At 71.6% G+C, this 12,347-nt stretch carries 11 protein-coding genes; 5 read left to right on the forward strand and 6 right to left on the reverse strand.

All coding sequences use genetic code 11. The features are described 5' to 3' along the window. The first annotated feature begins 92 nt into the window (after positions 1–92). Positions 93–1,862, forward strand: a complete 1,770-nt coding sequence (leuA, locus tag AC3X7R_RS18440; RefSeq protein ID WP_489967150.1) for a 2-isopropylmalate synthase — start codon at positions 93–95, stop codon at positions 1,860–1,862. Between the two features lie 33 nt (positions 1,863–1,895). On the opposite strand, the gene AC3X7R_RS18445 is transcribed toward leuA, so the two are convergent. Further along, positions 1,896–4,673, reverse strand: a complete 2,778-nt coding sequence (locus AC3X7R_RS18445) for a PAS domain S-box protein (protein WP_489967151.1) — start codon at positions 4,671–4,673, stop codon at positions 1,896–1,898. Positions 4,674–4,750: 77 nt separating this feature from the next. Between AC3X7R_RS18445 and AC3X7R_RS18450 the strand changes: the two genes are divergently transcribed. Both AC3X7R_RS18450 and recO read left to right on the forward strand, forming a co-directional pair. Further along, a complete protein-coding gene (locus tag AC3X7R_RS18450; protein WP_489967152.1) occupies positions 4,751–5,608 on the forward strand; it encodes an alpha/beta fold hydrolase in 858 nt (285 codons plus the stop codon). Positions 5,609–5,638: 30 nt separating this feature from the next. Next, positions 5,639–6,367, forward strand: a complete 729-nt coding sequence (gene recO, locus AC3X7R_RS18455) for a DNA repair protein RecO (protein ID WP_489967153.1) — start codon at positions 5,639–5,641, stop codon at positions 6,365–6,367. An 8-nt stretch (positions 6,368–6,375) separates the two neighbouring features. Here recO and AC3X7R_RS18460 read toward each other — a convergent pair whose 3' ends face one another. From AC3X7R_RS18460 to AC3X7R_RS18480, 5 genes are read right to left on the reverse strand one after another with little or no spacing between them, the layout of a single operon-like run. Next, a complete protein-coding gene (locus AC3X7R_RS18460; RefSeq protein ID WP_489967154.1) occupies positions 6,376–7,152 on the reverse strand; it encodes an isoprenyl transferase in 777 nt (258 codons plus the stop codon). Positions 7,153–7,161: 9 nt separating this feature from the next. Next, positions 7,162–7,608 carry a Fur family transcriptional regulator gene (locus AC3X7R_RS18465; RefSeq protein WP_489967155.1) on the reverse strand — a complete coding sequence of 149 codons (447 nt, stop codon included), beginning with the start codon at positions 7,606–7,608 and terminating at the stop codon, positions 7,162–7,164. 1 nt (position 7,609) lies between these two features. Further along, complete coding sequence (locus AC3X7R_RS18470; RefSeq protein ID WP_489967156.1) at positions 7,610–8,620, reverse strand: metal ABC transporter permease; 1,011 nt, start codon at positions 8,618–8,620, stop codon at positions 7,610–7,612. Further along, positions 8,617–9,444 carry a metal ABC transporter ATP-binding protein gene (locus AC3X7R_RS18475; RefSeq protein WP_489967157.1) on the reverse strand — a complete coding sequence of 276 codons (828 nt, stop codon included), beginning with the start codon at positions 9,442–9,444 and terminating at the stop codon, positions 8,617–8,619. The genes AC3X7R_RS18470 and AC3X7R_RS18475 overlap by 4 nt, the downstream gene beginning before the upstream one ends. After that, a complete protein-coding gene (locus AC3X7R_RS18480; protein ID WP_489967158.1) occupies positions 9,438–10,424 on the reverse strand; it encodes a metal ABC transporter substrate-binding protein in 987 nt (328 codons plus the stop codon). The genes AC3X7R_RS18475 and AC3X7R_RS18480 overlap by 7 nt, the downstream gene beginning before the upstream one ends. 66 nt (positions 10,425–10,490) lie before the next feature. Here AC3X7R_RS18480 and AC3X7R_RS18485 point away from each other — a divergent pair, with 66 nt between their 5' ends. Then, the gene (locus tag AC3X7R_RS18485; RefSeq protein WP_489967159.1) at positions 10,491–10,808 is read left to right on the forward strand and encodes an antibiotic biosynthesis monooxygenase family protein; all 318 of its coding nucleotides are present in this window, start codon (positions 10,491–10,493) and stop codon (positions 10,806–10,808) included. 49 nt (positions 10,809–10,857) lie between these two features. Further along, a complete protein-coding gene (locus AC3X7R_RS18490) occupies positions 10,858–12,255 on the forward strand; it encodes a glycine--tRNA ligase (protein ID WP_489967160.1) in 1,398 nt (465 codons plus the stop codon). The last annotated feature ends 92 nt before the right edge of the window (positions 12,256–12,347 follow it).

The raw sequence follows: 12,347 nt of genomic DNA on the forward strand, positions 1-12,347 counted from the left end.
CGCTGCCGCAACGAGGCCTGACCCACCGGCCACCTCGTTGCGGAGTGCGTGCTGCGTGCCGGTCGCTACAGCCCCGCGACGAGAGAGAACCCATGACCGACCTGAGCAACACGCACAACCGTCAGCGCCCCACCGCCATGCCGTTCGAGCGGTACCAGCCGTTCGTCCCCGTCGACCTGCCGGACCGGACGTGGCCGACCTGCAAGATCGACCACGCGCCGCGGTGGCTCTCCACCGACCTGCGTGACGGCAACCAGGCCCTGATCGACCCGATGACGCCGGCTCGCAAGCACGCGATGTTCGAGCTGCTCGTCAAGCTGGGCTACAAGGAGATCGAGGTCGGCTTCCCGAGCGCCAGCCAGACCGACTTCGACTTCGTCCGCGAGCTGATCGAGCAGGACCGCATCCCCGACGACGTGCAGATCTCGGTGCTGACCCAGGCGCGCGAGGACCTCATCGAGCGCACGGTGCAGTCGCTGGTGGGCGCGGACCGGGCCACCGTCCACCTCTACAACGCGACGGCCCCGCTCTTCCAGCGGGTGGTCTTCCAGGTCACCCCGGACGAGTGCCGCAGCATCGCCACCCGGGGGACCGAGCTCGTGGTCAAGTACGCCGAGGAGCTGCTGGGGGACGTGGTCGGCTCCGGGAGCTTCGGCTACCAGTACAGCCCCGAGATCTTCACCCAGTCCGACACCGACTTCGCGCTCGAGGTGTGCGAGGCGGTCTCCGACGTCTGGCAGCCCGAGGCGGGCCGGGAGATCATCCTCAACCTCCCGGCGACCGTGGAGATGTCCACGCCCAACACCTACGCCGACCAGATCGAGTACTTCTCCCGCGGTCTGACGCGGCGGGAGCACAGCGCCATCAGCCTGCACCCGCACAACGACCGCGGCACCGCGGTGGCGGCCACCGAGCTGGGCCTGATGGCGGGCGCCGACCGGGTGGAGGGCTGTCTCTTCGGCCACGGGGAGCGCACCGGCAACGTCGACCTGGTCACCCTGGCGATGAACCTGTTCAGCCAGGGCGTGGACCCGCAGGTCGACCTCTCCGACATCGACGAGGTGCGCCGCACCGTCGAGTACTGCACCAACCTGCCCGTCCACCCCCGCCACCCGTACGCCGGCGACCTCGTCTACACCGCCTTCTCCGGGTCCCACCAGGACGCGATCAAGAAGGGGCTGGAGGACCTCGAGCGGCGGGCGGCCGAGCAGGGCGTCCCGGTCAACCGGATGCCGTGGGAGGCGCCGTACCTGCCGATCGACCCCAAGGACGTGGGCCGCAGCTACGAGGCGGTGATCCGGGTCAACAGCCAGTCCGGCAAGGGCGGAGTCGCCTACCTGCTCAAGGCCGAGCACAACCTGGACCTGCCCCGGCGCGCCCAGATCGAGTTCAGCCGGGTGATCCAGCAGCGCACCGACAGCGAGGGCGGCGAGGTGACGCCGGACGAGATCTGGTCGGTCTTCCGCAGCGAGTACCTGGACCGCACCACCCCGCTCTCGCTCAACTCCGTGCACACCTCCTCGGCGGCGGGGGAGAAGGACAGGCTGACCGTCAACGTCTACGTGGACGGAGAGCCGCGCACCCTGGAAGGCGTCGGCAACGGGCCGATCAACGCCTTCACCAACGCCCTCAACGAGCTGGTGGCCGCGGAGCAGGCGCGAGGCAACCCCGGCTATGCCGACCGTGGTGACGTGCGCGTGCTGGACTACCACGAGCACGCGCTGTCGGCGGGCGGCGACGCCATCGCCGCCGCCTACGTCGAGTGCGCGGTAGGGGACCAGGTCCTGTGGGGGGTCGCGCTGGACGCCAACATCGTCACCGCCTCCCTCAAGGCCGTGATCAGCGCGGTGAACCGGGCCTGACCGCGCTCCGCGGTCCCCGGCACCACCGCGGGATCAGGCGGTGCTGACGGGGAGACGCACGGTGACGGTGGTCCCCGCCAGGTGCTCCGACTCCAGCGCCACCGTGCCCCCGTGCGAGGTGACGATGGCGTGCACGATCGACAGCCCCAGGCCCGTGCCCTGGATGTGCCGGGACTGGGCTGTCGTGCTGCGCCAGAACCGGGTGAAGAGGTTCTCCTGCTCCTCGCGGGGGATGCCGAGGCCGGTGTCGGCGACCGTGACGACCGCCGTCTCCTCCTCCACCGCGAGGGTGCAGGCCACCGTCCCCCTCGCCTCGGTGAACTTCATCGCGTTGCTGATCAGGTTGCTCAGGGCGCGCTCGAGCTGGGACCAGTCCCCGTCGACGAGCACCGGCCCCTCGGGGATGGTGAAGCAGAGGGTGAGGCGTCGGGCCGCCTCCGTCGAGGCGGCGGTCTGCTCCAGCGCGTGGACGAGGTCGACCAGGTCGATCTGGGAGCGCTCCCACCCCGGGACGTCCTCGGCGATCCCGTTGAGGGCGAGCAGGTTGTCGACCAGGGTGACCAGTCGCTCCCCGTTGCGGTTGATCGCGTCGACCACCGGTGCCTGCTGCTCGGGGATCTCGCCGAAGTCGCCGTCCTGGAGCAGCTCGGTGTAGCCGACGATGCTGGCGACCGGGGTCCGCAGCTCGTGGCTGACCGTGGAGACGAACTCGTCCTTGGCGGCGTCGAGATGGCGCAGCCGCTCCACGACCGTCCGCTCCTTCTCCAAGGCGGTGGCCAGCATCTCCTGCGTCTGTCGCGACTCGGTCACGTCGTTGGCCAGGCACAGGTAGCCGATGAGCGAGTCGCTGTGGTCGGTGACCCGGGTCAGCGACATGGAGACGAGGGTGCGGGAGCCGTCGGACCGGCGCCAGGTCCAGTCCTGCGGGGGCGCGTCGAGGAGCTCGTGCAGCAGGGTGTGGAAGGAGGGCGAGGCCCCGCGCTCGTGAGCCCACGTGGAGAGCTCCACGGGGACGAGGAGGTCGACGAACGGGGTCCCGATCGTCTCGAACGGGACCGCGGCGAGCAGCTTCTCGGCACCGGCGTTGAAGAGGGTGATCTGGCCCTGGAGGTCGACGCCGATCAGCGCCGTGTCGAGTGCCGCGGCGAGCAGGTGCTGGGTCATCCCCGAGGCGTTCAGCTCGGCGGTGATGTCGAGACCCGTCATCACGACGTAGGAGGCCTGGCCCTCGGGGTCGCTCGCGATGCCGCTGGTCCAGGCGAGTCGTCGCTCCCGTCCCTCCCCGTCGAGCAGGACCCCCTCGACGCTGGAGGGGATGTCGGGGAAGCCGGTCCCCGAGAACATGTCACGGGCCAGCTCGCGGTGCTCCGGCATCACGAGCACCTCCCACACGGGCTGCCCCACCAGCTTGTCGGCGGGAACCCCCAGCAGCTTCTCGAGAGCGGGGTTGGCCCGGACGAGGGTGCCGCGCAGGTCCGTGACGACGATCAGGCAGGCGGTGGTGGCCAGGGTGATCTCGGTGAGGCGCCGCTCGGCGTCCAGATCCGCGCGGGCCGCCCGCTCGCTGGTCAGGTCGAGGAGCTGGGCGTTGAACATCGGCTCGCCGGTCGAGCCGGAGAGGCGGGTGACGCTGAGCAGCACCTGGCACTCGGGACGGTGCCTGATCCTGCCCTCACCTCGCCAGCCGGTCACTCCCCGGTGGGTCATCTCCGCGGCGATGTCGGCCAGCGGGGTCTCGGTCCGGAGGATCTGCTCGAGGGGGCGGCCCACTACCTCCTCCCGCTCGAGCCCGAGCAGGGTGGTGGTCTGCTGGTTGGCGTCGTAGACCTCGAACCTGTCCCGGTCGAGCCGCAGCACCAGCATCGCGACCAGCGACTCGGAGAAGTTGCGTCGGAACAGGTCGCTGCTGGCCCGTAGCCGCTCGGTCAGGCGCAGCGTCTGCTCGACGTTGACCGCCAGGGGCACGCAGATCAGCACCAGGCAGATCAGGAAGGTCTGGAGGAGCGAGGTCGCGTCCAGCCGGTCGATGGAGGACGCTCCCGAACCCACGGCGAAGGGGCCGTGCCCCCGGGTGGTCGCGGCCGAGGCGACGACGGCCATCACGACGACCTCGACCGCCACCACCCGGAGCCCGAACCGGAACGCGGCCCACACCAGGAACGGGAACGGCACGAAGGTCATGGCGAGGACGTCGCTGAAGACGAAGACCACGAGGGCGGTGAGGGTGACCCCGGTCGTCTGCAGGACCAGCTCCCACAGCCGGATCGGCAGCAGGGGCCGCCGCAGGCTGAGCAGGACCGGGGCGATCACCAGGATCGCGGCGGCGTGCGAGAAGCTGATCGCCAGCAGGTAGCGCCCGGGGCTGTCCGGGCCTCCGACCGCTGGCAGGCCCAGGGCTGCGACGACCCCTGCGAGCGCGCTCGCGAGCCCGGTGGCCCCGACCAGGCGCAGGAAGTCGGTCTGGTTGGCGAGGACGGCGAGGCCGCCGGCGCGCAGCCGCATGACCAGGGCGAAGACGACCGCCTCCAGCCCCACGAGGAGGCTGAGGACCACCGCGAACTCCACCGGGCGGCCGGCGCTCACGTTGGCTCCCGCGTTCGCGAGGACCACCAGGGGGACGGTCCACCACCACCAGCGCCGGGGGGTGACCACCACGAGGGTGCAGGCGACGCCGGCCGGCGGCCACCAGGTGACCAGGTTGGCCGAGCTGGCCGACGAGATGGCCAGCGTCAGGACGCCGGTGACCAGGACGAGCAGGACGAGTCCGAGCACGGTGCTGCGCCGCTCGAGCTCGCGGACCCGCGTGGACATGGGCACAGTGTTCCAGTCGCGCGGCGCGTTGGTGGGCATTCCGGGCTACCCGGCTCTCCGCTCGCTAGATTGCCCCCATGTTGGTCTCGGAACGGATCGGACAGCTCTTCCTGCCATCGGGGGACCGGCTGGAGTTCACCGAGTACGGCGGGGGCGAGCGTTGGGTGGTGCTCCTCCACGCGGAGCTGCTGACCCGGCGGATGCACCAGCCGCTGGCCCGCACCCTGGCGGCCGCGGGTTTCCACGTGGTCACCCTCGACCTGCTGGGGCACGGCCGCTCCGACCGGCCGGCCGATCCGCTGGCCTACTCGGTGCCGGCGTTCGGTGACCAGGTGGTGGCGCTGCTCGACCAGCTGGATGCCTCCCAGGCGCTCGTCGGCGGGGTCTCCCTCGGGGCCAACGTGGCGCTCGAGGTAGCGGTGCGGGCCCCGGAGCGGGTCCGTGGACTGCTGCTGGAGGCGCCGGTGCTCGACAACGGCTTCGCCGCGGGCCTGGCGTGCCTGACGCCGCTGATGCTCGGCGCGCGCCTGGCTCCGCTGGTGTTCTCGGGCGTGCGCAAGGTCTCGCGGGCGGTGCCGCGGGGCATCGTCCCCTTCTGGGCGGGGGTGCTCCTCGACACCGGCAACCAGCGGGCCGACTCGGTCGCCGCCATGCTGCACGGGGTGCTCTTCGGCCGGTTGGCCCCGGACGCCTCGCAGCGCCGGTCCGTCTCGGTCCCGGCCCTGGTCCTCGGTCACCGGGGTGACCCCGCACGGCCCTGGTCGGACGTCCGGATGCTGAGCGAGGAGCTCGGTGGGGCCCGGCTGGTCCGGACCCGCGGCCCCTGGGAGTGGCGGCTCGATCCCACCCGCCTGGACGCCGCGGCGCTCGCCTTCGCCCTCGACGTCTGGGACGCCCGCGGGACGCGCCGTGGTCGTAGGCGCAGCAGCCGCTGATCCCCGGGCACGGTCGGGCACAATGGACGGGTGCCCCTGTACCGCGACGAGGCGGTCGTCCTGCGCACCCACAAGCTGGGCGAGGCCGACCGCATCATCACCCTGCTGACCCGCCACCACGGGCTGGTGCGGGCGGTGGCCAAAGGGGTCCGCCGCACCACCTCCCGCTGGGGGTCCCGGCTGGAGCCGTTCACCCACGTGGACCTGCAGCTCGCCGAGGGGCGCTCCCTCGACGTGATCACCCAGGCGGAGACGCTGACGCCCTTCCAGTCCCGGCTCGGGCTGGACTACGACCGCTACACCGCCGGCACGGTGATGCTGGAGACGGCGCAGCGCCTGGTGGTCGAGGAGCGTGAGCCGGCGGTGCAGCAGTTCCTGCTGCTGGTGGGAGGCCTGCGCGCGATGGTGGCCGGAGAGCATGCGCCCGGCCAGGTCCTCGACTCCTACCTGCTGCGCTCGCTCTCGGTGGCGGGGTACGCGCCCTCCTTCGACCACTGCGTCCGCTGCGGCACGGAGGGCCCCCACCGCTTCTTCAGCCCCGCCGCGGGGGGAGCACTCTGCACGCTGTGCAAGCTCCCGGGGTCGGCGACGCCGGCGCCGGAGACCCTGCGGCTGCTGGGCGCGCTGCTCGCCGGCGACTGGCAGGTCGTGCGCGCCGCCGAGCAGCGGCACCTGCGGGAGGCCAGCGGTCTCGTCTCGGCCTACCTGGCCTGGCACGTCGAGCGCGGGCTGCGCTCGCTCGAGCACGTCGAGCGCTGAGCCGTACCTTAGGCGGAGCCGTACCGCCGGTCGCGTCGGGCGTACTCCTCCACCGCGGCCCACAGGTGGGTCCGGTCCACGTCGGGCCACAGCACGTCGGAGAAGACGAACTCGGCGTAGGCCGACTGCCAGGTCATGTAGTTGGAGAGGCGCTGCTCTCCGGAGGTGCGCCACACCATGTCGGCCTCGGACCACTCGGGCACGTAGAGGTGCCGGGCGAGGGTGCGCTCGTCGATGCGGTCGGGATTGATCCGCCCCTCCGCGGCCTCCCGGGCGATCTGCCGGACGGCGTCCACGATCTCGGCCCTGCCCCCGTAGTTGACGCACATCGTGAGGGTCAGCACGTCGTTGTCCCGGGTGAGCTCCTCGGCGACCTGCAGCTCCTTGATCACCGACTTCCACAGCCGTGGCGCGCGTCCGGCCCACCGGACGCGCACCCCGAGCTCGTGCATCTCGTCGCGCCGTCGCCGGATGACGTCGCGGTTGAAGCCCATCAGGAACCGGACCTCGTCGGGGGAGCGGGACCAGTTCTCGGTGGAGAAGGCGTAGGCCGAGACCGCCTTCACGCCGATCTCGATGGCGCCCTCGACGACGTCGAAGAGCGAGCTCTCGCCCTGCTCGTGGCCGCGGGTGCGCGGGAGCCCACGCTCCTTGGCCCACCGTCCGTTGCCGTCCATCACGACCGCCACGTGACGGGGGACCAGCTCGGCCGGCACGTCCGGCGGTCGCGCCCCCGAGGGATGGGGGGTCGGTCGTCGGACCTCACGCTTCGCACCGGATCGCACGGCGCGAGCCTAGTCGCCGCTTGCGTCGGGGCGGGTGAGACAGGTCGGGCAGGTGCCGAAGATCTCCAGCTCGTGGCTGACGTCCGCGTAGCCGTGCTCGCGCGCGATCGCGCGGGTCCAGCGCTCCACGGCGGGCCCCTCCACCTCCACCGTCGCGCCGCAGTCGCGGCAGACGAGGTGGTGGTGGTGGGTGGCCGAGCAGCGCCGGTACAGGGTCTCGCCGTCCTCGTTGCGCAGCACGTCGACGGCCCCGCCGTCGGCCAGCGCGGCGAGCGTGCGGTAGACGGTGGCGAGTCCCACCTTCTCGCCCCTGGCCCGGAGCAGATCGTGGATCTGCTGGGCTGACCGGAAGTCGTCGAACGTGCTCAGGGCCTCGGCGACGGCCGTCCGCTGCCGGGTCGGTCGCAGGGGGACGCCGGGCGTGGTCGGCTCGGGGGCGTGGTGTCCGGTGGTCATCTCAGTGCTCGTCGTAGTGCGTCTCGTGGGGGGCGTGCCGGTGTCCGTCGTGCAGGTAGTCGACGTGGTCGCCGTGGGCCACGGCGCGGTGGCCGCAGCCCTCCCCGTGCTCGTGGGGATGCCGGTCCACCGCACGGTGGCTGTCGCCCGAGACGTCGTCCGCGAAGGGCAGGCGCAGCCGCTGCCGGCGGCGCAGGAGCGCGCCGACGGGCCAGGTGAGCAGGAAGAGCAGGAGGCTCAGCAGCACGATCGAGGCGCCCGGGGGGACATCGGCCCGGTAGGAGGCGAGTGCGGCGATGACCAGCCCGCCGAGGGAGGCGATCAGGCCCAGCCCCATGGAGAGCAGGAGGGTCGTGCGGAACGAGCGGGTCAGCTGCTGCGCGGTCGCCACGGGCATCACCATCAGCGCGGAGACGAGCAGGAGGCCGACGGTGCGCATCGCCACCGTGACGGAGACGGCGGCCAGGACGGCCACCAGCAGGTTGTAGAGGCGGACGTTCAGTCCGGCGACCTTGGCGAACTCCTGGTCCTGGGCGACGGCGAAGAGCTGGGGGCCGAGCCCGATGCAGAGCACGACCAGGACCACCGAGAGCACCATCGTGGAGAGCACGTCGTCGCCCGAGATGCTCAGGATCGAGCCGAAGAGGTACTGCTGCAGCCGCGCGGTGCTCTCCCCGCCCAGGCCGGCGACGAAGATGCCCCCGGCCAGGCCGCCGTAGAAGAGCAGGGCCAGGGCGACGTCGCCGTTGGCGTGGCCACGTTCGCGGATCACCTCGATGGCGATCGCGCCCAGCACGGCGGCGACGACCGCCGTCCAGGTGGGGGCGAAGCCGGTCACCAGGCCGATGGCCACCCCGGTGACGGCGACGTGGCCGAGCCCGTCGCCCATCAGGGCCATCCGTCGCTGGACGAGGTAAATCCCGACGGTGGGGACGGCGAGCCCCGTGAAGAGAGCCGCGAGCATGGCGCGCTGCATGAAGGGCAGGGAGAAGAGGGAGACGAGGTCGCTCATCGACCCTCCTCCTCACGGGCGTCCAGGGGGGAGGCGACCACCGGGACGTGGTCGATCCCCGGCTCACCGTGGTGGTGGTGGGTGTGCGGCTCGCCGAGGTCGGGGGAGTGCACCTCGTGGTCGGCGAGGGGAGCCCCGTCGTAGATGATCCGGCCGTCCCGCATCACCACGGCGCGGTCGATCAAGGGAGCCATCGGGCCGAGCTCGTGGGCGACCAGGACGATGGTGGCACCCCGGTGCGAGAGCGTGCCGAGGGCGCGGGCCAGGGCCTCCTGGTTGGGCAGGTCCACGCCTGCGGTGGGCTCGTCGAGCAGGAAGAGCTCCGGCTCGCCGGCCAGGGCGCGGGCGATCAGCGCTCGCTGCTGCTGTCCGCCGGAGAGGGTGCTGATCCCCGCCTCGGCCATCCCCTCCAGGCCCACCACCTCCATGGCGTCGGTGATCACCTGACGGTCGTGGCGGCTCAGTGGGCGGAAGAGCCGGCGCCTGGTGAGGCGACCTGCTCCGACCACCTCCCGCACGGAGGCGGGGACCCCCGAGCTGGCACCGACCCGCTGCGGCACGAAGCCCACCCGGTGCCAGTCGTGGAACTGCCCGAGCGGGACGTCGAAGAGGGACGCCGAGCCGCCGGCGAGGGGTCGCAGTCCGGTCATCGCGCGCACCAGGGTCGACTTGCCGGAGCCGTTGGCGCCCATCAGCGCCACGAACTCGCCGCGGGCGACGGTGAGGTCGGCGCCGCGGACCACGGGGCGGCCCTCGATGCTGACCGAGGCGTTGCGCAGCGTGACGGGGACGGCGTCGGGCGCGCTCGTCGGGCGCCTCAGCATCCGTTGGCCTTCTGCAGGGCGGCGAGGTTGTCGCGCATGAGGGAAAGGTAGTCGGCGTCGGACCCCTCGTCCGCCAGCCCCTCGACGGGGTCCAGGGTGTCGGTGACCACGCCTGAGTCCTGGGCCAGGGACTCGGCCAGTGCCGAGGTCCCGAGGGTCTCGCTGAAGACGGTGGTGAGTCCCTGGGAGTCGATGAGCTCCTGGAGGTGCTGCAGGTCGGCGGGGGTGGGCTCGGCGTCGGGGGAGAGTCCGGCGATCGGCTCGAAGGTGAGCCCGTACTTGCGCAGGTAGCCGAACGCGTCGTGGCTGACCACCACCGTGTGCCGCGCGCACTCCGAGAGACCCTCCGCGTACTCCGCGTCCAGCGCCGTCAGCTCCTGCCGAAGATCCTGGGCCGAGGCGGCGTAGTCGTCGGCGTGGTCGGGGTCGATCTCGGAGAGCTCGGCGGCCACCGCGTCGCCGAGCTCGGCCATCCGGAGCGGGTCCAGCCAGAAGTGGGGGTCCTCGTCGCCGTCCCCGTGGTCCCCGTGGCCGTCAGCGTGGTCGTGCCCGTGGCCGTCCCCGTGGTCGTCAGCGTGGTCGTGCTCGGCGGCAGGCAGCAGCTCGACCACGTCGGCGACGTCGAGGACCTCCCCGTCGGCGTTCTCCCGGGCGCTGGCCGCCACCTCGGGCTGCAGGGCCTGGCTGAGGAGGACGAGGTCCGCCTCAGCGAGCTTCGCCGTCTTCTCGATGGTGAGCCCGCCGTCGTGCGCCTCCTGGCCGGGACGGGTCAGCGGGCTGACCTCCACCCGGTCCCCGCCGACCTGCTCGGCGACCCAGGCGAGCGGGTAGAACCCCGCCGCCACGGCGATGCGGCCGTCGGACGTGGGGTCCTCGGCGCTGAGGGCGCCGCAGCCGGTGGCGAGGAGAGCGGTGGCGAGCAGGGCGCCGAGAGGGGCGCCGAGAGGGGCGCGAGGGCGGACGAGGGGCCGAGGGAGCATGAGAACCATTCTCACATGATCGAGAATCGTTCTCAAAGCTGGCGGGATGGCTAGGCTGTCGGTGTGATGGTGGTCAACAGGTTCCGGGTCGCGGCGGGTGAGCAGCAGCAGTTCCGGGACGACGTCCAGGCCGCCCTCGAGACGCTCGCGGCCCGTCCGGGCTTCGTGGGGGGCGGCATCGGCCGCAACCTCGACGAGCCGGAGCTGTGGCTGCTGCACACGCAGTGGCGTGACGTGGGCTCCTACCGTCGCGCGCTCTCCTCCTACGAGGTCAAGTTGACGGCGGTGCCGTTGCTCAGCCGGGCGGTGGACGAGCCGAGCGCCTACGAGCCGGTGGTCCCGGGAGCCGCCCTCAACGAGCAGCGGAGCCGGTCGTTACCCTGAGCGTTCCAGGTCGGCAGCCAGCCGGCCGTGCGTGCACAGGAGCAGATCCGTGGCCAAGCCGCCCCCCTCGCCCGTCGACAACGTCGTCTCACTCGCCAAGCGTCGGGGCTTCGTCTTCCCGTGCGGCGAGATCTACGGAGGCACTCGGTCCGCCTGGGACTACGGCCCGCTCGGGGTCGAGCTGAAGGAGAACATCAAGCGGCAGTGGTGGCGCTCGGTCGTGCAGCGACGCCAGGACGTCGTGGGGCTCGACTCCAGCATCATCCTGCCGCGGCAGACCTGGGAGGCGTCCGGCCACGTCGACACCTTCAACGACCCGCTCACCGAGTGCCGCTCCTGCCACAAGCGGTTCCGCGCCGACCACCTCCAGGAGGCCTACGCGGAGAAGAAGGGCCTCGACGACCCGGACTCGGTCGACCTCAAGGACGTGGCCTGCTCCAACTGCGGGACCCGTGGAGCCTGGACGGAGCCGCGGCAGTTCTCCGGGATGCTCAAGACCCACCTGGGCGTCACCGAGGACGAGTCGGGGATGCACTACCTGCGACCGGAGACCGCGCAGGGCATCTTCCTCAACTTCGCCAACGTGGTGACCTCGAGCCGGATGAAGCCCCCCTTCGGCATCGCCCAGATCGGCAAGAGCTTCCGCAACGAGATCACGCCCGGCAACTTCATCTTCCGGACCCGGGAGTTCGAGCAGATGGAGATGGAGTTCTTCGTCAAGCCCGGTGAGGACGAGGAATGGCACCAGTACTGGATCGACGAGCGGACCAGGTGGTACACCGACCTCGGGATCGACCCCGACAACCTGCGCCACTTCGAGCACCCGAAGGAGAAGCTGAGCCACTACTCCAAGCGCACGGTCGACATCGAGTACCGGTTCCGCTTCGCCGGCTCCGAGTGGGGTGAGCTGGAGGGCGTCGCCAACCGCACGGACTTCGACCTGACCACCCACTCCCAGCACTCCGGCCAGGACCTGAGCTACTTCGACCAGGCCGCCAACGAGCGGTACGTGCCCTACGTCATCGAGCCCGCGGCCGGCCTCTCGCGCAGCCTCATGACCTTCCTGGTCGACGCCTACGCCGAGGACGAGGCGCCCAACACCAAGGGCGGCGTCGACAAGCGCACGGTCCTGCGCCTCGACCCGCGGCTGGCGCCGGTCAAGGTCGCGGTGCTGCCGCTGAGCCGGAACGCCGACCTGAGCCCCAAGGCGAAGGGCCTGGCCGCGGAGCTGCGCGAGAACTGGAACGTCGACTTCGACGACTCCGGCGCGATCGGGCGCCGCTACCGGCGCCAGGACGAGATCGGGACGCCGTACTGCGTCACCGTGGACTTCGACACCCTCGAGGACGACGCGGTCACCGTCCGTGAGAGGGACTCGATGAGCCAGGAGCGGATCAGCCTCGACGGCATCAGCCGCTACTTCGCCGAGCGCCTGCTCGGCTGCTGACGCCACGGGGGTGTGCCCCCCGCCACGCCAGGGCCGGCCCGGGACGATCCGGGCCGGCCCTGGCTCGTCGCGCCTGGGTGCGTCGGGGAGAA

The organism is Nocardioides sp. Z22_16 (assembly GCF_058134365.1).

Bases quoted from the DNA above. Each gene is read 5' to 3' on its own strand.
- leuA (WP_489967150.1), top strand. From the start codon at position 93: ATGACCGACCTGAGCAACACGCACAACCGTCAGCGCCCCACCGCCATG.
- AC3X7R_RS18445 (WP_489967151.1), bottom strand. From the start codon at position 4,673: ATGTCCACGCGGGTCCGCGAGCTCGAGCGGCGCAGCACCGTGCTCGGA.
- AC3X7R_RS18450 (WP_489967152.1), top strand. From the start codon at position 4,751: ATGTTGGTCTCGGAACGGATCGGACAGCTCTTCCTGCCATCGGGGGAC.
- AC3X7R_RS18465 (WP_489967155.1), bottom strand. From the start codon at position 7,608: ATGACCACCGGACACCACGCCCCCGAGCCGACCACGCCCGGCGTCCCC.
- AC3X7R_RS18470 (WP_489967156.1), bottom strand. From the start codon at position 8,620: ATGAGCGACCTCGTCTCCCTCTTCTCCCTGCCCTTCATGCAGCGCGCC.
- AC3X7R_RS18475 (WP_489967157.1), bottom strand. From the start codon at position 9,444: ATGCTGAGGCGCCCGACGAGCGCGCCCGACGCCGTCCCCGTCACGCTG.
- AC3X7R_RS18480 (WP_489967158.1), bottom strand. From the start codon at position 10,424: ATGCTCCCTCGGCCCCTCGTCCGCCCTCGCGCCCCTCTCGGCGCCCCT.
- AC3X7R_RS18485 (WP_489967159.1), top strand. From the start codon at position 10,491: ATGGTGGTCAACAGGTTCCGGGTCGCGGCGGGTGAGCAGCAGCAGTTC.